The organism is Nonomuraea pusilla, from assembly GCF_900109355.1.
GTDB classification, from domain to species: Bacteria; Actinomycetota; Actinomycetes; order Streptosporangiales; family Streptosporangiaceae; genus Nonomuraea; species Nonomuraea pusilla.
Genome location: NZ_FOBF01000003.1, coordinates 567042 through 584939 on the forward strand (window position 1 = coordinate 567042; position 17898 = coordinate 584939).

At 71.4% G+C, this 17898-nt stretch carries 15 protein-coding genes; 9 read left to right on the forward strand and 6 right to left on the reverse strand.

The genetic code is table 11. The features are described from left to right. Nucleotides 1–43: 43 nt before the first annotated feature. Complete coding sequence (locus tag BMX74_RS08595) at nucleotides 44–1351, reverse strand: cytochrome P450 (protein WP_256256834.1); 1308 nt, start codon at nucleotides 1349–1351, stop codon at nucleotides 44–46. Nucleotides 1352–1487: 136 nt separating this feature from the next. Between BMX74_RS08595 and BMX74_RS08600 the strand changes: the two genes are divergently transcribed. From BMX74_RS08600 to BMX74_RS08610, 3 genes are all read left to right on the forward strand, one after another. After that, nucleotides 1488–1895 carry a PaaI family thioesterase gene (locus tag BMX74_RS08600; RefSeq protein WP_218153916.1) on the forward strand — a complete coding sequence of 136 codons (408 nt, stop codon included), beginning with the start codon at nucleotides 1488–1490 and terminating at the stop codon, nucleotides 1893–1895. Between the two features lie 79 nt (nucleotides 1896–1974). Continuing rightward, the gene (locus BMX74_RS08605) at nucleotides 1975–4632 is read left to right on the forward strand and encodes a CocE/NonD family hydrolase (protein WP_055506027.1); all 2658 of its coding nucleotides are present in this window, start codon (nucleotides 1975–1977) and stop codon (nucleotides 4630–4632) included. Beyond that, on the forward strand, nucleotides 4632–5504 hold the full coding sequence (locus tag BMX74_RS08610; protein WP_091099421.1) for an ABC transporter permease: 873 nt from the start codon (nucleotides 4632–4634) through the stop codon (nucleotides 5502–5504). Before BMX74_RS08605 ends, BMX74_RS08610 begins: the two co-directional genes overlap by 1 nt. Before the next feature lie 69 nt (nucleotides 5505–5573). Here the strand turns inward: BMX74_RS08610 and BMX74_RS42925 are convergent, their stop codons facing one another. Together BMX74_RS42925 and BMX74_RS08620 are read right to left on the reverse strand one after the other, a co-directional pair. Next, on the reverse strand, nucleotides 5574–5762 hold the full coding sequence (locus tag BMX74_RS42925; protein WP_143078594.1) for a hypothetical protein: 189 nt from the start codon (nucleotides 5760–5762) through the stop codon (nucleotides 5574–5576). 410 nt (nucleotides 5763–6172) lie between these two features. Beyond that, nucleotides 6173–6940, reverse strand: a complete 768-nt coding sequence (locus BMX74_RS08620; protein WP_420538117.1) for a class I SAM-dependent methyltransferase — start codon at nucleotides 6938–6940, stop codon at nucleotides 6173–6175. On the opposite strand from BMX74_RS08620, the gene BMX74_RS44905 reads away from it, so the two are divergent. Continuing rightward, nucleotides 6926–7204 (forward strand): hypothetical protein, encoded by a 279-nt coding sequence (locus BMX74_RS44905; protein ID WP_218153927.1) that lies wholly within the window; start codon nucleotides 6926–6928, stop codon nucleotides 7202–7204. The two genes, BMX74_RS08620 and BMX74_RS44905, sit on opposite strands and share 15 nt — an antisense overlap. A gap of 88 nt (nucleotides 7205–7292) precedes the next feature. On the opposite strand, the gene BMX74_RS08625 is transcribed toward BMX74_RS44905, so the two are convergent. Beyond that, nucleotides 7293–7898, reverse strand: a complete 606-nt coding sequence (locus tag BMX74_RS08625; RefSeq protein WP_176573476.1) for an XRE family transcriptional regulator — start codon at nucleotides 7896–7898, stop codon at nucleotides 7293–7295. A gap of 315 nt (nucleotides 7899–8213) precedes the next feature. On the opposite strand from BMX74_RS08625, the gene BMX74_RS08630 reads away from it, so the two are divergent. Further along, nucleotides 8214–9806: an MFS transporter gene (locus tag BMX74_RS08630; protein ID WP_091099426.1), complete on the forward strand. Its 1593-nt coding sequence runs from the start codon at nucleotides 8214–8216 to the stop codon at nucleotides 9804–9806. Between the two features lie 805 nt (nucleotides 9807–10611). Further along, entirely contained in the window at nucleotides 10612–12714 is a 2103-nt protein-coding gene (locus BMX74_RS08640) for an ATP-binding protein (RefSeq protein WP_055506032.1), read from the forward strand. 16 nt (nucleotides 12715–12730) lie between these two features. Here BMX74_RS08640 and BMX74_RS08645 read toward each other — a convergent pair whose 3' ends face one another. Next, the gene (locus tag BMX74_RS08645; protein WP_143078595.1) at nucleotides 12731–13732 is read right to left on the reverse strand and encodes a terpene synthase family protein; all 1002 of its coding nucleotides are present in this window, start codon (nucleotides 13730–13732) and stop codon (nucleotides 12731–12733) included. 305 nt (nucleotides 13733–14037) lie between these two features. Between BMX74_RS08645 and BMX74_RS08650 the strand changes: the two genes are divergently transcribed. After that, the gene (locus BMX74_RS08650; protein WP_055506034.1) at nucleotides 14038–14937 is read left to right on the forward strand and encodes a proteasome assembly chaperone family protein; all 900 of its coding nucleotides are present in this window, start codon (nucleotides 14038–14040) and stop codon (nucleotides 14935–14937) included. A 19-nt stretch (nucleotides 14938–14956) separates the two neighbouring features. After that, on the forward strand, nucleotides 14957–15997 hold the full coding sequence (locus BMX74_RS08655) for a Gfo/Idh/MocA family protein (protein ID WP_091099431.1): 1041 nt from the start codon (nucleotides 14957–14959) through the stop codon (nucleotides 15995–15997). A 158-nt stretch (nucleotides 15998–16155) separates the two neighbouring features. Here BMX74_RS08655 and BMX74_RS08660 read toward each other — a convergent pair whose 3' ends face one another. Next, complete coding sequence (locus BMX74_RS08660; RefSeq protein WP_091099435.1) at nucleotides 16156–16938, reverse strand: tyrosine-protein phosphatase; 783 nt, start codon at nucleotides 16936–16938, stop codon at nucleotides 16156–16158. A gap of 73 nt (nucleotides 16939–17011) precedes the next feature. Here BMX74_RS08660 and BMX74_RS08665 point away from each other — a divergent pair, with 73 nt between their 5' ends. Further along, nucleotides 17012–17884 (forward strand): hypothetical protein, encoded by an 873-nt coding sequence (locus tag BMX74_RS08665; protein WP_143078596.1) that lies wholly within the window; start codon nucleotides 17012–17014, stop codon nucleotides 17882–17884. Nucleotides 17885–17898: the final 14 nt, after the last annotated feature.

Here is a 17898-nt window from a genome sequence, read left to right on the forward strand (position 1 = left end):
CCCGGCCCGCGAGGAGCCCGACCGGCTTCAGGGAGGGCCGGGTCTACGAGGTGGCCGGCCGGCTTCGGGAGGGCGACGGCCCCGAGCGTGGCCGGAGCCGTACGGGGAGGTGCTTGAGACCGTTCTGGAAGTTGGACGTCAGGCGCTCCGGCGGGCCCGCGGGCTCCACGTCCCACGAGAGCAGTTCGCCGAAGACGGCGCGCATCTGCACGCGGGCGAGGTGCGCGCCCAGGCAGACGTGCGGGCCGAACCCGAAGCTGACGTGGTCGTTCGGGCTGCGCGTGACGTCGAAACGGTCGGGGTCGGAGAAGACGGTCTCGTCCCTGTTCGCCGAGGCGTGGTAGACGACGACCTTCTCGCCCGCCCGGATCCTCGTGCCGCCGAGGGTGAGATCGCGGGTGGCGGTGCGGCGGAAGTCCATGACCGGAGGCCAGAACCGCAGCATCTCCTCGACGGCCGGGCCGAGCAGGGACGGGTCGGCCCGTAGCGCGGCCAGCTCCGCCGGGTGGTCGAGGAGGGCGAGCAGCCCGCCGGGGACGGCGTTGCGCAGGGTCTCGTTCCCGGCGACGGCGAAGAGGAAGAACATGTTCTCGAACTCGGCCTCCGTCAGACCGCCGCGCAGCATGGCGGACATGACGGACTCGTCGTCGACGGGGGTGCGCGCCAGGGCGTGCGCGTACGCGAACATGTCGGCCAGCGCCACGCGCGACCGGGGGTTCACGCCGGGCCGCGGCGCCGGTCTCGACGCGACCGCCAGCCGGCCCATCGGCGTGAGCGAGGCGGCGTCGGCGCTGGACATGGCCGCGTAGTCGGCGTCCTGGTAGCCGATGACGCGCGACGCCCAGTCGTACAGCAGGCGCTTGTCCTGCGGCGGCACGCCCATGACGTGGGCGAGCGTCCAGACGGGCAGGTCGGCTGCCACCTCCACGAAGTCGCACTCGCCCTCGGCGAACAGCGCCGCCGCCCGCGCCGCGATCGTCCGTTCCAGGGCGCGCACGGCGCGCGGCGTGAAGGCCGCCGCGACGATCCTGCGCAGCCGGGAATGGTCGGGAGGGTCCATGTTGAGCATCATGGACCGGACGAAGTCCAGGTCGGCCGGGGTGTCGGGGTCGCGGATCTGCGTGGCGCCGAGGTTGGAGGAGAAGTCCTGCGGGGTGCGCAGCACGTGCTTGACGTCGGCGTGCCGGAACACGCCCCAGTAGCCCGGCCCCGCCCGCCAGGGCCCGACGGCGGGCTCGGGGATCCAGCACACGGGCGCCTCCCGGCGCAGGCGGGCGAACAGGGCATACGGCACGCCCCGCCCGTAGGTGGACGGAAGGAACACCGTGGCGCGAACATCATCGGAAAGCACCTCCCCACGGGACGATCCGCCCGCAGAGGCGGCGGCCCGGGAGGGGTCGTCCACAGGCTTCGCGGTTTTGGGCGAGTCATCCACAGGGCGGTCGCCGTACTCCTCGGCCATGGCACCCAGCGTGCATCATGGGCGCGTGACTTCAGAAGACGCGCAGGCGATTCTCCGGGAATACTTCGCCCCCTGGATCCAGCGGCTCGGCCTCGTCGTCGAGGAGGTGGGCGAGCGGCACGCCGTCCTGCGGCTGCCGTGGTCCGACGATCTCGCCCGAGAGGGCGGCGGGCTGTGCGGGCAGGCGATGATGGCCGCCGCCGACACCGCCACGGTCGTCGCCGTGTCCGCCGCGCGGGGCGGGTTCGTGCCGATGACCACGGTGCAGCAGTCCACCACCTTCCAGCGGCCCGTGGTCGGCAAGGACGTCCAAGTCCACGTGCGGCTGACCAAGCTGGGCCGTACGCTCGCCTTCTCCGAGATCACCCTCACCGCCGACGGCGCCGAGGAGCCGGTCGCGCAGGCGAGCACCGTGTACGCCGTCCTCGGCTGACGGTGACGGCCACGCGCCGTCTCAGCGATCTCTGCGGCGTCTCAGCGATCTCTCAGGATGCGGAAAGTAGGCTCACCACATGAAGCGTGTGGCCGCGCTGGTCGTGGCGCTCGCCCTCATCGGGGTGGCGGGGTGGCTGGTGTGGCCGTCCGCCCCTGCGGTGCGGGGCCAGGACCAGACCATAACCGTCGTCGACGGACCCTCCGACGACCAACGCGTGCAGCTCGACGCGACCTTCTTCCCGCCGCCCGGCGGGGGCAGGGCGCCCGTCGTGCTGATCGCTCACGGGTTCGGCGGGAGCAAGGAGGGCGTCCGCGAGCAGGCGGTGCGGGTGGCGCGCGAGGGCTACGCCGTCCTGACGTGGTCGGCGCGCGGCTTCGGCCGTTCCACCGGCGAGATCGCGCTCAACTCCGCCGACTACGAGGTCAAGGACGTCAGGCAGCTCATCGACTGGCTGGCGAAGCGGCCCGAGGTGCGGCTCGACGCGGCGGGCGACCCGCGCGTCGGCATCGTGGGCGGCTCGTACGGCGGCGCCATCGCGCTCATGACGGCCGCGTACGACCAGCGGGTCGACGCGATCGTGCCGCAGATCACCTGGTCCGACCTGGCCGACGCGCTCTTCCCCGACGCCTCCGGCCAGGGCGCCGCCAACGGCGTCTTCAAGCGCATGTGGGCCGGCATCTTCTTCGGACAGGGCGTCTCGCTCGACAGCCTCAGGCAGCGCGGCCCCCAGGAGCGCGCCGAGCCGCTGACCGAGGAGCAGGCGCGGTGCGGCAGGTTCCTGCCCGCGATCTGCGACGTCTACCAGCGGGTCGCCACCGAGGGGAAGGCCACACCCGAGGCCGTCGAGCTGCTGCGCAGGTCGAGCCCGTCCGCCGTCGCCGCCCGGATCAAGGCGCCCACCCTGCTCCTGCAGGGGCAGCGCGACTCGCTGTTCCCTCTCGGCCACGCCGACGCCAACGCCAAGGCCATCGCCTCGGCGGGCACGCCGGTCAGCGTCGCCTGGTTCGACGGTGGGCACGACGGCGGCGACGGCGAGGCCGACTGGCTGTTCGAGCAGACCACGGCCTGGTTCGCCCGCTATCTGAAGGGTGAGGGAGCGCCGGGCACGACTCCGGTCAGCGCGTTCACCGTCACCCGCGACGGCGGCCGCGACCCGGGCACCCGCCAGCGCATCAGGCTCCATCCCGAGGCGGCCTCCTACCCCGGCCTGTCCGGCACCGCCACCACGGCTGTGGAGCTGCGCGGGCCCGAGCAGGTCGTCGTCAACCCGCCCGGCGGCTCGCCCGCCGCGATCTCGGCGGTCCCGGGCATCGGCGGGCTCCTCGGCGGCCAGAGCGCCGCGGGCGTCGCGCTCGACATGCCGGGGCAGAGCGCCGCCTTCGAGTCGGCGCCGCTCACCGCGCCGCTGCAGCTCACCGGCAGCGGCTCGGTCAAGGTCAGGGTGTCGGGCAAGGGCCAGGCCACGCTGTTCGCCAAGCTGTACGACGTGGCCGACGGCACCCCGCCGGTGCTGCCCGCCGGGCTCGTGGCGCCGTTCCGCGTGACCGTCCCCGACGGCGCGGGCAGCGTCGAGGCCACCGTCACCCTGCCCGCGGTCGACCACCAGTTCGCCGCGGGGCACCGGCTGCGGCTCGTCGTGACCACCACCGACATGGGGTACGCCACGCCCGCCCAGCCTGCCTCGTACCGGGTGGCGCTGGCCTCGCCTGCGCTGGCCGTCCCGACCGTCGCGACGCTGGCCGCCGCGCCCACGGGGCTCGCGTGGTGGGTGTGGGCGATGCCGCTGGCCGCCGTGGTGGTCGCCGCCGTGCTGCTGGCGACCGGCCGCACCACGCGCCGCCGCCGCGCCGCGGCGTCCGCCGCGTCCGGGCCCGGCGTCGCGCCACGGGAGCTCCAGCTCGCGGCGGCCGCCCGGGAAGCCGGCTCCGCCGCGTCCGGCAACGGCCACGTCACCGCGCCGGACGGGAAGGAGACGGGCGCCGGCGTTCCCGGCGACGGGTCTCCGGCGCCGCTGGAGATCGTCGGGCTGACCAAGGCGTACAGGAACGGCGAGCGCGCCGTCGACGGCCTGTCGTTCCGTGTGGAGCAGGGGCAGGTGCTCGGCCTGCTCGGCCCCAACGGCGCGGGCAAGACCACCACGATGCGGATGATGATGGGGCTCATCCATCCCGACGACGGCGAGATCCGCATCTTCGGCGAGCCGGTCACGCCCGGCGCGCCCGTCCTGTCCCGGCTCGGCTCCTTCGTCGAGGGCCCCGGGTTCCTGCCGCACCTGTCCGGCCGCGACAACCTGGAGCTCTACTGGGCCGCCACCGGCCGTCCCGCCGCCGACGCGCGGTTCGACGAGGCGCTGGAGATCGCGGGTCTCGGCAAGGCGCTGGAGCGGGCCGTACGCACCTACTCCCAGGGCATGCGCCAGCGGCTCGCCATCGCGCAGGCCATGCTCGGTCTCCCCGACCTGCTCGTGCTCGACGAGCCCACGAACGGTCTCGACCCGCCCCAGATCAGGGAGATGCGCGAGGTGCTCAAGCGCTACGCCCGCGACGGCCGTACCGTGATCGTCTCCAGCCACCTGCTCGCCGAGGTGGAGCAGGCGTGCAGCCACGTCGTGGTCATGCACCGCGGACGGCTCGTGTCCACCGGCCCGGTCTCGACCCTGCTCGCGTCGGCCACCACCAACGGCCACGGCCCACGGCTGGAAGACGTGTTCCTCGACCTCATCGGAGAGAAGTGATGACCGCCGCGACCGGCCATGCGGCCAGGCAGGCCCCCGGCTACGCGCCCGGCCGCACGCTGCCCCTGCGGGTGGAGTTCGTCAGGCAGTTCAAGCGGCGGCGGACCCTCGTCATGTTCGGGCTGCTGCTCGCCCTGCCGTGGATCCTCGTGATCGCGTTCCAGTTCGGGCCGCAGTCCAGCGGCCAAGGGCAGTCCGCGCTGCGCATCTCCGACCTGGCCACCGCCGGCGGGCTGAACTTCGCGGCGTTCGCCCTGTCGGTGTCGGCGAGCTTCCTGCTGGTGGTGGCGGTGGCGCTGTTCTGCGGCGACACGGTGTCCAGCGAGGCCAACTGGTCGTCGCTGCGTTACCTGCTCGCCGCGCCCGTGCCCCGCGACCGGCTGCTGCGCCAGAAGCTGATCGTCGCCCTGGGCTACTCCGCCATGGCGGTGATCTGCCTGCCGCTGATGGCGCTGCTCGCCGGCACGCTCGCGTTCGGCTGGAACGACGTCCAGGTGCCCGGCACCGGCGAGATCATCCCGGCGCTGGAGGTGCTGCCGCGTTTCGGCATCGTCATCGGCTACGCGCTGGTGAGCCAGCTCGTGGTCGCCGCCCTGGCCTTCCTCGTCTCGACCATGACCGACTCTCCCCTGGGGGCGGTCGGCGGCGCGGTCGGCCTGTGGATCGTCTGCAACATCCTGCAGGCGGTGGAGGCGCTGGGGTCGCTCAGGGAGTTCCTGCCGACGTTCTGGAACAACGCCTGGCTCGACGCCCTCGCACCCGAGCCCGACATGAGCGGCATGGCGAAGGGCGCGTCCCTCTCGATCACGTACGCGGCCCTGTTGATCGCGTTCGCCTTCCGCCGCTTCCGCCACAAGGACGTGGTCAGCTAGACGGGCAGGCGGTGCACCGCTCGCCGGGGGATTCGGGGGGAAGGTATGGGGTCCCGGGTCGTTGATCTGTCAGCAGGCCCGGGTCGTTGATCTCGACAGGCCCGGGTCGTTGATCTTGGCGTTGGCGACGATGTCGGCCTTGCCGTTCGCTCCGGCGAGCTGCTCCCACCGGCCCTGACGCCAGGCTTCGCAGCCGGCGGGCACGCCGTTCGCGACGTCGGCCATCTGCTGAACCAGCCCGAACAGCGCTCCGAGCAACCAGCCGCTGTGGTGGATGACGGCGAACGCGGCGTGTTGGAGGCGGTCTGAGGTGCGGTCATGAAAGTGCTCCCTGTCCTTCTGCCGCGCCGTTGGGGGTGCAGCGGTAGCGCCGGGCCCTGGGAGCGTGCGACGGTAACGCCGGGCCCTGGGAGCGTTCGGCGGTAGCGCCGCGTGCGGCAGTGCGTGGGCTCTCCTTTCCGCCGCGCCATGGGACGTGCGGCTGCTCTGGTGCTCAGCTCGACGAAGCGCACGGCGCTGCGCATGGCGGTGCCCGTGGCGGTGCCCGTGGCGGTGCCCGTGGCGGTGCCCGTGGCGGTGCCCGTGGCGGTGCGCGTGGCGGTGGTTGCCTTTGCGGCGAGTAACGGGGTGCTGGGGCTGCGCGGCGGGGGGTTGGGCGCGGGCAGGGCTCAGGCGCGGCGGGCTGCCCAGACGGTGCGCTCAGTGCGTACGGCGAGGTCGTCGCGGCGCAGGATGCTGTGCGGGCTTTCGGTGTCGAGGAGCTCGTCGAGTGCGGCGAGGTCTTCGGGGCTGAGCGCCGGTGCGGCGGCGCCGCGGATGCGCTGCAGGCTGCCCTGGGCGTAGCGGCCGATGGCTTCGCTGCCGTCGCCTTCGATGTTCACGGTGATGGTGCGCACGTCTTCGACGGTGAAACCGGCGGCGGCCAGCATCCGTCCCCAGTCAGCGCCCCGGTGCCGGACGTGCTCGGCGTGGAAGCCGTCGGTCGCCCTGTGGCAGCGTTCTTCGAGACCGGGCCTGTTCTCGGGGGCGTCGGCGGGCAGGAAGCGGGGGAAGCCGTCCAGCTCGACGACGGCGAACAGGCCGCCCGGGGCGAGCAGGTCGTGGACGCCGGCCAGGGCCCGGTCGGGGTGGGCCATGTGGTGCATCGAGGCCGAGGCCCACACCAGGTCCGGCGTCCCGAGATCGGGCCAGTCAGCGGCGTCGAGGTCGGCCTGCACGGTGCGCACGCGCTCCTCCACCCCGCGGGCGCACGCCTTCTCGCGCAGGCGCTGCAGGTACCCGGTCGAGGTGTCGACGGCGGTGACGTGCGCCTCAGGGAAACGATCGAGGAGCGCGAAGGTGCCCGCCCCCGTGCCACAGCCGAGATCCACGATGTGGCGCGGCTCGGCCTTGAGCGGCAGCCAGGCGGTGATGAACGCCAGGTGCTCGGCGAGCACCTCGGCATCCAGGTCGAGGATCTCCGCCTGGCTGCCATCATCGTGCGCCGGGTGGTGGCCACCGTCTCCGTGACCATGGCCGTGGCCACCGTCACCGTGACCAAGGCCGTGGCCACCGTCGCCGTGACCAAGGCCGTGGCCACCGTCGCCGTGACCATGGCCGTGGCCGTCTTCGCCGTGACGGTGGCTGTGGTCGCCTTCGCCGTGCGGGGTGTGCTGGTGTGTTTGGGTCATGGCGACACCGTAAGACGCTCATGCGCCTGAAGCACAGCCACTTGCGATATACGCAAGAAGCTCGCATCACCTGCTGCCCCTCACGCAAGGTCCCGCGCGTGCCGGTCCTCTGGCCCCGTCATTCGTAGGGGGTCTGAGCGTCGCCGCGGTCGCCGGCCTCGGCGACGTCGCGTTGGTGGCCGCGGCGGGCATCGCGGTCGAAGATGCCCAGGATCTCGCACGGCCCACCCTCAGCGCCGATCGCGTGCGGCATCATCGTGGGGAACTCGGCGGCCTGGTTGGTCTCGATGCGGAACCGGCGGTGCCCGAGCATGAGGATGGCGGTGCCGGACAGGACCACAAGCCATTCGCGGCCGGGGTGGGCGCGCATGCGGGCAGGGTTGTCGGGCGGCGGGTCGGTCATCCGCTGACGCATCACGCTCATGCCGGGGTCGCCCTTTATCGGCCAGCGCATCAGACCGTGGGCGCCGTCGATCATCGGGCTGATGACGACGTCGTCGGCGGCGTTCTCCACCAGTTGGTCCAGGCTGGTGTCCAGGGCGCGGGCGAGGGTGACGAGCTGGTCCAGGGCGAGGCGGCGCCGGCCGTTCTCGATGCGGCTGAGCGAGGACTGGCTGAGGTTGGCGCGGGTGGCCAGTTCCTCCAGGGACCAGCCCTGGGCGACCCGCAGGGCGCGGATCCGTTTGCGTACGAGGCTTTCCAACTGCCCATCTTCTTGCGTCATAAGCAACATGCTATGCCCATACGGCAAGGCTGACTTAACGTCGACTACGGGTGGCTCGGAACAGGGGCCACGCACGACGAAAGGGCGCGACATGTCTGCGCACATTCGCCGAGCCCTCCTGGCCGCCGGGGACGACGGCGCGGCCCCCGCTGCAGCACGGAGCGAGGACGCCACCGTCTGAACCCCTCCGCCGCTGAGCCGCGCGGCCGCACCCGGCGGTCCTCGCGGTGAGCGAGTACGGGCCTTCCCCTCATCGATTCGGCGACCGGCCCTGCTCCGGCGCTGATCCCGTCTGCCCTCTTCTGAAAGGAAAGCATGAGTACGAACCAGCCTCCCCAGGCGGCACCGGCGAGCGGCGGGGGCACACCGGACGAGCGCGAGCTGCGCGCGATCCTGATCGCCGTCTCCGTCGCGCTGATGGCCGTCATCGCGTCGGTGTCCGGGCTGAACGTCGCCCAGACCCACCTGGCTGTGGAGTTCGGCGCCCCGCAGAACACCGTTCTGTGGATCATCAATGTCTACACCCTGGCCCTGGCCGCGCTGCTGCTGCCGCTCGGCGCCATCGGTGACCGGCTGGGCCGTAAGCCCATGCTGATCACCGGGCTGACCGTCTTCGGTGCCGCCGGCATCGTCGCGGGGCTGGCTCCGTCGACCGAGGTGATGATCGCCGCGCGCCTGGCCGGCGGTGTGAGCGCTGCGATGATCATGCCGATCACGCTGGCCGTCATCACGAGTACGTTCCCTGAGGGGCAGCGGAGCAAGGCGATCGGCGTGTGGACGGGTGTCGCCGGGGGCGGCGGCATCCTGGGCATGTTCCTGTCCGCGCTGCTGGTCGACGTCGCCGACTGGCGCTGGCTGTTCGTCCTGCCCGTGGTCCTGGCCGTCGTGGCTCTGGCGATGACGCTGAAGTCGGTGCCCGACTCCCGCGAGCGCTCCGCTCATTCCTTCGACGGCATCGGCGCCTTGCTGTCCGCCGTCGCGGTGATCGGTCTGATCCTTGTCCTGCAGCAAGGCCCCGAGAGCGGCTGGGCCGCCCCGGCGACTCTGATCAGCCTGATCGCCGGTGTCATGGCCGCCATCGGGTTCGTGGCCTGGGAGCTGCGCCGCCGCGACGCCTCACTGCTGGACGTGCGCCTGTTCCGTGAGCGTGGCCTGGCCGGCGGCTCGATCACGCTGCTGGCGGTCTTCGGGGTCCAGGCGGGTATCGCCGTGGTCCTCTTCCCGTTCTTCCAGGCCGTGCTGGGCTGGTCGGGGCTGTTGTCCACCGTGGCGATGATGCCGATGGCCGTCATGATGATGATGGCGTCCGGCCTGGCCCCCAAGATGGCCGCGCGCTTCGGCGCCCGCTCCACCATGACCGTGGGCGTCGCCCTGGGCGCCCTCGGCCTGGCACTGATGGCTCTGTTCGTCTCCGTTGACGGCGGATACCTCTCCATCCTGGCCGGCATGCTCGCCATGGGCGTCGGCATGGGCCTGTCGATGACGCCCTCCACCGAGGCCATCACCAGTTCCCTGCCGCGCGAGAAACAGGGCGTCGCCTCCGCACTCAACGACGTCACCCGCGAGTTCGGCACCGCTCTCGGTGTCGCCCTGCTCGGCGCGCTGCTGTCGGCCGGCTACCGCGGCGCCATCGACGGCAGGCTGCACGGCATCCCGGCGGGGACCGCGGACACCGCGCGAGAAGGCATCGCCAACGCCGTCGAGGCTGCGCGTAGCGCGGGCTCTCACGCACAGGACCTGGTTCACGCCGCTCAGCAGTCCTTCGTCGACGGCTGGCAGCAGGCGATGTGGGCAGGCGTCGCCGTCATGGGCGTGCTGCTCGTCTACGTCGCTTTCCGCGGCCCGAAGGACTCGGCTTCCACCACCGCGGACGAGACGGAGACCGCAGAGACCGTCGCCGCCCGATGACCGCGTAACACCCGGGCCGGATCATCCGTCAGGCATCGCGGTACCGCGATGCCTGACGCCCCAGCCGCCGGACGGGCTGCCGGACCGCGAACCGTCCCTGGCCGAAGACCGGCCCGGCCTGCTCGTCATCGCGGACAAGGGCTTCGCCTCCCCCGTGTTCGAGACCGATCCCGCCTTCCGGGGCGCCGAGTCACTCCGCCCGTCCTTCAAAGCGGGAGAAGCGCCGCAAGGGCGAGTCTCCGCCGAAGCCGGTACGGCACCTGATCGAGTCCGTCAGTCACATGCCCGAGGCCGGCTCGATCTGGAACAACATGGTGGACGGACCTTCGAGGCCGTCGCCTGTCGCGGAGAGCCGAGGGGCGGGGGCTGCCGACCCGTACGAGTGGCCGCGGCGGGGGGCGAAGGCGATCATGCCCGGACGGCCGGGAGCGGCGGCGATTGCCGCTGCGGAGAGCCGGAGGAACCGAGCGGAGGGCCGCTGCACGCGGGCACCCAGCGGTCGAGCGCTCCTGGAGGTGCGGGCCGCGATGACGGGCTGGGGAGGGCGTCGGCCGGGTGGGAGAAGGTCAGCTCCAGTGGGGCGGCTTGTTCTCCAGGTAGAAGGTGTCGGGGTTGTCGTCGCGCCAGTCGCCCCAGCCGAGGTCGGTGTCGTCGGACGTCTGCTCCGGGAGAAAATCGTTCACGCCTTTCATGCTACCTAGAGGGAGAAAGCCAATCCTCAGGTCTCGGTGGCTGCCCAGACAGGCGGGTTTCCCGGCGGTACGATGCGAGGGCAGGTGTCCGCCTATCCCCCGTGAGGCTGCCCATGGCCACCCCGACAGGTTGGCGGCGAGAAGGCAATCTACCGGCGGAGCTCACAAGCTTCGTGGGACGTACGCGCCTACTCGCCAATCTGAAGAGGCACCTGAGCGAGTCGCGGCTCGTGACCGTGACCGGCATCGGCGGTGTGGGCAAGTCCCGCACGGTGCTGCGGCTGGCGCACCAGGTGCGTGCGCAGTACCCCGACGGCGTCTGGTTCGCCGACCTGGCGCGCCTGCAGGACGCCGGCATGGTGAAGCACACGATCGCGTCGGCGCTCGGCATCGCCGACCAGTCCTCGCGCGCCACCTCCGAGTCGCTCGCCGAATGGGTGGGCACGCGCGACATGCTGCTCATCATCGACACCTGCGAGCACCTGGTGCAGGGCTGCGCCGAGCTGATCAACGAGCTGCTGGAGGCCGCGCCCAATCTGAAGGTGCTGGCCACGAGCCGGCAGTCGCTGCATCTGCCGTACGAGCACGTGGTGCCGGTGCCGCCGCTGCAGGTGCCGGGCGACGACCCCGCCGAGAACCTGTTCGCGAACGAGTCGGTGCAGTTGTTCGCGGCCAGGGCGGGCGGGGTGGTGCCCGACTTCGTCCTGGACGAGGAGAACATCGGCTCGGTGGCCGAGCTGTGCCGCAGGCTCGACGGCATCCCGCTGGCGATCGAGCTGGCGGCGGTGCGGCTGCGCGCGCTGTCGGTCGACCAGATCCTGGCCCTGCTGACCGACCGGTTCAGCCTGCTGGCCGGGGCCAGCCGCACGGCGCTGCCGCGACACAAGACGCTCAGGGCGGCGATCGGCTGGAGCCACGAGCTGTGCGAGCCCGCGGAGCGCCTGCTGTGGGCGCGCCTGTCGGTGTTCGCGGGCGACTTCGAGCTGGACGCGGCACGTTTCGTCTGCTCCGACTCGCGCCTGCGCGCCGAGGAGATCACAGACCTGGTGTCCGGCCTGGTCGAGAAGTCCATCCTGCTCATCAGGAGCAACCACGCGGGCGTCCGCTACAAGCTGATCGACACCCTGGCCGAGTACGGCGAGGAGTGGCTGGACAAGCTGGGCGAGACCGAGCGTCTGCGTCAGCGGCATCTGGAGTACTACCTGAGCCTCGCGTTGCGCAGCGAGGACGCCTGGTCGGGGCCGCGGCAGATCTACTGGTTCGTACGGATGCGGCAGGAGCACGACAACGTCCGCATGGCGCTGGAGCACGCGCTGCGGACTCCCGGGATGAGCGCCCTGGCGCTGACCCTGCTGTCGTCGCTGTGGTTCATGTGGGTGTGCTGTGGTTTCGCCAGAGAGGGGCGGGTCTACCTGGAAAGGGCCCTTCAGGCGAACCCGGGGTACAGCAAGGAGCGCTGCAAGGCGCTCTGGGTGCTGTCGTACGTGTGCAGCGCGCAGGGCGACAGCGTGGGCGCGCTGGAGGCGGCGGAGAAGTGCAGCACGGAGGCGGTCCGGGTGGGCGACTCCAGGGCGGTCATCCTCGCCTCGAAGATGCAGGGCACGGCGGCACTGCTCCAGGGAGATCTGCAGAAGGCGAGCGCGCTGCTGGGCGTGGCGATCGAGTTCAACACCGACAACAAGGAGCTGAACCCGGGCCTGCTGCCCGCGATCGTCGAACTGGCCATCGTGCTCACCTCCCAGGGCGAGCTGTACGAGGCCGAGTCACTGCTGATCGACTGCCTGCAGGTGTGCAGGGAACGCGGCGAGCTGTCGGTCAGCTCGTACGCGCACTGGGCTCTGTCCTCGACCCGCCTGCAGACCGGCCGGGCGGACGCGGCCCTGGAGAACGCGCAGGAGAGCCTGCGGATCAAGCGCCACTTCCACGACACCCTGGGCACGCTCATCGCGTTGGAGACGACCGCCAGGATCTACACGGCTCTGGAGGAGGTCGACGTCGCGAGCCAGTTGCTGGGCGCGCTGCAGGAGAACTGGCGGACGGCCGGTCTCCCCATGCTGGGCGCTCCGTTCCTGCAGCTCGAACACGAGAAGTGCGTGAAGGAGCTCGAGCGCCTCATGGGCGAGGACGCTTACCGGGAGGCCTTCACCCGGGGAACGAACCTCGACCTGGACGAGGCGACGATTCTCGCCCTCGGCGACAACGCCGCCTCGCCCTAGGCCGTCTGCGGAGGTCTCAGGAGAGCTGCTCCCAGTGGGTGCCCGCCGGCCAGGCGTGCACGTAGCGCGCGCTGCCGAGGGAGTACTCGATGTGGCCCCGTACCCAGTGTTCGAGGCCCTGGATGTACGCGAGCACCGCGGGCGACCCCCACTTCTCGACCGCGGTGCGGAGCCGTACCATCTCGGCGACGGCCTCGTCGTGCATCGAGGCGACCTCGTCGAGGGCGTCCTGCAAGGAGTAGCCGCGGTGGGTGACGAGGACGTTCACCAGGTTGTGCCGTGCCTGGTCGTGCTTGCGCTCCTTGGCGTAGGAGAACAGGTCGTTGTCCCAGACGACAAGGTCGTTGGCGTGCTCGGTGAGCGCCCGGACGTCGGGGTGGTGCCATTCCTCGGGCGCCAGCCGCCGGCGTCCGGCGATGTCGATGAGCGCGTAGACGGGGTACATGGCTCCGGTCCTGCGCCGCATGAAGATGTAGTCCTCGGGCGTCGGCACGATGTCGGTCTCCCGGTTGGACGCCTCCCACACCTGCGCGAAGATGTACTCCTTCGTGGCGGTGCTCCACCGGTCGAGCTGGTCGCGGTCGGCGTGGACGGCGATGCGCTCCTTGAGCCCCTGCAGTGATTTGGCGAAGACGTTGGTGATCGGCTGATCCGTCTCGATGTCGTGCAGGACGCGGAACATCTCGGGGAGCGCCCTGGCGATGAGCGCGGTGTGCTTGCTGAGGTCTTCTGACTCGCAGAAGCCGTCGTCGAACGCGAACAGCCAGATGCACCAGTCCATGAGCAGCTTGAGCATGTCGCGGTCGACGAGGGGGTAGGCGCGCGCGGTGAGCCAGCCGAACCTGGCGCTGCGGTAGCGCTCCAGGATTTCGGGATCTCGCAGCATGCCGGATTCGAGGAGCCAGGCGAAGCTGTCCTCGCTGGCCTCGGCGACGTGCGGGTTCACCTCGCTCGCGAAGGGGCACAGCAGCGGCGGGATCCGGAGGGGGAGGCTGGCGTGCGCTGGGGTAGCAGACATGCCATAGATGATCGCAATGATCAACCCTATTGCCTATATAGCGGGATGACCGCTTTTATTTACCTCGCTTGATTGGTCTTTATGAAGCGAGCCAATCTCCCGGGCCGGGCATTCGCCTCGTTCCGGCCCCTGACGGTGGCCGGAGGCGATGACGTGGTGCGCGGCCTCTCAGCCTGGTGACGGTCCGGCAGCTCCGGGGCTTGTGGGGTTGGCGGGGGTTGGGGGTCGGTAGGGTGCCGTGCGCGGAATCGTTCTGACTCGCCGTAGGTTCTGGAGAAGAGTACCTAGGGAAAGGCTGTCCAACCGTGTTCGACCCGAAGGATCTCTACGAGCTCGCCGACGACGTGCCCGAGCTGACCGATCCGGTGATGTTGTACCACTTTGACGGGTTTGTCGACGCGGGCGGCGCCGGGCGCCTCGCGCTGGGCCACCTGCTCGCCGAGCTGGAGCACCGCGTTGTGGCGACGTTCGATGTGGACCGGCTGCTGGACTACCGGTCGCGTCGGCCGATCATGACGTTCGACACCGACAGGTGGGTGGAGTGCGAGAGCCCCGAGCTCGCGCTGCACGCGACGAAGGACGCGACGGGCACCGACTTCCTGATCCTCAGCGGGCCCGAGCCCGACAGGGAGTGGGAGCTGTTCGTCAGGGCGGTGGCCGCGCTGGTGGAGCGGCTGAAGGTGAGCAAGCTCGTGACCCTGCACGGCATCCCCATGGCCGTGCCGCACACGCGCCCGCTCGGCATCACCGCCCACGCCAGCAAGCCGGAGCTCGTCACCTCGCAGTCGAGCGTGTTCGGCCGCGTGCAGGTGCCGGGCAGCGCGGCGGCGCTGCTGGAGCTGCGGCTCGGCGCGATGGGCCACGACGCCGTCGGGTACGCCGTGCACGTGCCCCACTACCTGTCGCAGGCGGAGTACCCGACGGCCGCCGTGACCGGGCTTGAGGCGGTCACCCGGGGCACCGGCCTGGTGTTCCCGATGGAGCAGCTGCACGAGGCGGCCCGCCGGACGACGACCGAGATCGAGGAGCAGATCCAGGCCTCGACCGAGCTGTCCACCGCGATCGTCGGCCTGGAGCAGCAGTACGACGCGTTCGCCGCCGGGGCGGAGCGCGAGAGCCTGCTCGCCGAGACGGTGCCGATGCCGACGGGCGACGAGCTGGCCGCCCAGTTCGAGCGCTTCCTGGCCGAGCGGGACGAGGAGTGACACCCGTTAGCCTGTGGGGATGAGTGAGATCCGGGTCGGGCTGATCGGTTACGGCACGGCAGGGGCGTTCTTCCACGCCCCGCTCGTCGCCGCGACACCCGGGCTGCGGCTGGCCGCCGTGGTGACGCGGGACGCCGGCCGGGCCGCCGAGGTCGCGGCGCGTTACGGCGCCGAGGCGGTGCCGGGCGTGGACGAGCTGTGGCCGCGCTGCGACCTGGTCGTGGTGGCCTCCCCGAACCGGACGCACGTCGCGCTGGCGACGGAGGCGCTCGGCCAGGGGCTGCCCGTGGTCGTCGACAAGCCGGCGGCCCGCACCGCCGAGGAGGCTCGGGGTCTGGTGCGGCTGGCCGAGGAGCGCGGGCTCATGCTGACGGTGTTCCAGAACCGGCGGTGGGACGGCGACTTCCGCACGGTCCGGAGGCTGGTCGCGGAGGGGGCGCTCGGCGAGGTGCGGCGGTTCGAGTCGCGCTTCGAGCGGTGGCGTCCCGTGCCGAAGGGCGGCTGGCGGGAGGCCGGCGGCCCCGAGGACGTCGCCGGGCTGCTCTACGACCTCGGCAGCCACCTGGTGGACCAGGCGCTGCTGCTGCTCGGGCCGGTCCGCGAGGTCTACTGCGAGAGCGACGTCAGGCGTGCCGGGGTGGCCGCCGACGACGACACGTTCGTCGCGCTGACGCACGAGAGCGGCGCCCGCTCACACCTGTGGGTCAGCTCGGTGGCGGCGCTGTCCGGGCCACGGCTGCGCGTGCTGGGCTCGGCGGGCGCGTACGTCAAGTACGGGATGGACGTGCAGGAGGAGCGCCTGCGGGCGGGGCGCTCGCCCGGCGAGCCCGGGTTCGGCGTGGAGGACGACGGCCGGTGGGGCCTGCTGGGCACGGACGCGGAGCAGCGCCCCGTCCCGACGGAGCCGGGGTCGTACCTCGACTTCTACGTCGGGGTGGAGGCGGCGCTGCGGGAGGGGACGCCGCCGCCCGTCGACCCGGCCGCCTCGATCGACACGCTGGCGGTGATCGAGGCGGCCCGCCGGTCGGCGACGGAGCGGACGGTCGTCAGCCTGCCCTGACCCCCTCGGTGTCCGTCGTGCGGAGTCCGTCGTGCGGTGTCCGTCGTGGCGGGCCCAGGTGCGTGGTGCGGTCGGCCCTCGCAGGGGCGGTCGGGGCGATGGTCAGTTGCCGCGGGGGGCGGGCGGGGGCGGTGGCTTGGCGCGGGAAGCGGGCACTGTCAGTCGCGGAGGCGGGCGCGCAGGGCGGCGGTGTCCGCGTCCGTCCAGCCGTGGCTGCCGAGCCAGTCCATCGGCCCGCCGAAGCGGTCGTCCAGCACGCCGAGGAACTGCTCGATGTAGCGGGCGCGGGGCAGGTGGTCGTCGGCGGGCCGCGAGTCGAGGTCGTCGCGGTACGTGGCGCTGGAGCGCAGCCGCTTGAGTATCAGCTCCAGCCGCTCGCCGGTGGCGGTGTAGTCCTCGACGACGGCCTCCCTGGTCACCCCGGCCACTTCGAGCGCGAGCGCGCACACGACGCCGGTGCGGTCCTTGCCGGCGGCGCAGTGGACGAGGGCGGCCCCGTCGTCGAGCGACAGCGCGCGCAGCGCGGCGAGCACCGAGTCGGGCCTGTCGCGCAGGTAGCCGAAGTAGAAGCCGGTGACGCGCAGTTCCTCGTCCACGGCGCGTTCCTGCCAGGGCAGCACCTTGTCGATGTCGATGCTGTCGGCCTCGACGTCGGTGTGCCTGCCGCCTTCGGCGAACAGGGTCAGGTGGTGGTGGGTCACGTCGGGCACGCGGGTGAGGGGTCCTGGCCCTTCGAGGGTCACCTCGGCGGTGGAGCGCAGGTCCACGACGTGCCGCAGTCTCAGGTCGCCCACGAGGAGTGCCACGTCGGCGGGAGTGAGCGCCTGGAGGTTGTCGGCCCGCAGGATCCGGCCGTGGCGGGTGACGCCGCCGTCGCGGGTGGGGAGTCCGCCCAGGTCGCGCGCGTTCACCGCGCCTTCCAGATCAATCCATCTCGTCATCTCTTTCACCGTAACGACCTTATATGTCCGCCAAATCTCAGCGAATTCATCGTTCATAACGCAGCATGAACGTATGGATCCACGAGCACTGCCTCCACGGCTGGTGGTCGATCCATCGCTGCCCCCGGAGATCTCCGCCGAGCTGAAGTCCAGCCCGCACATCCTGCGGATGGCGAGATCCGGCCGGCGCATGGACCCCTCCTACAACCCCGCCATGCTGTTCGTGCTCCCCGGCTTCCTGGTGCTGATGATGGTGCTGCTCAACTCCCCCGGCCTGATCGTCGCCGCCGCGGGCAGCACGCTGGTCATCCTGATCAGGTGGCTGGCGCTTGACGGCCCGTACCGGGCGAACAAGCGCAGGCTGCGGCTGGCGCAGGAGTACGCGAACCACTACATCCTCCCCGAGGACGTCGATCACCCCTGCCAGATGCTGCTGCGCCGGGCGCAGAACGCGGCCGAGGCGATCATCTCCTCCCGGGTGAACAGGGACGGCCTGATCGACACCATCGACAACCAGGTGACTTTACGGGAGGAGGTGTGGCAGATCGCCCAGCGATTGCGCCGCCTGTCGGCCATGCACGCCGAGCACGGCAGGATCGTCCCCCGCGAGCTGCCCCCGGGCATGGAGGACGCGTTCAAGCCGTACGGCGAAGCGCTGGACGCCGCGTGGACGTCGCTGGCCAGGCGGGTGCGGCACCTGGAGAAGTACGCCAAGCAGGTGCTCAAGGCCGACCGGGTCTACCACGCGCACCGGCGGCTGGAGACGCTGGCGGCGCGCACGCCCGACTACCAGCGGCTGATCGCCGACACCGTGCGGGACGAGCTGGCGAACGTCCGCATCAAGGAGCTGGGCGACCAGGCGGCGCACGTCCGCAGGATGTTCGAGGACAGCATCCTGCAGGCCAAGCTGGCGGCGGGCGAGCTGTTCAGAACCCCGCTCCCCTGACCTCCGTCCGGAAA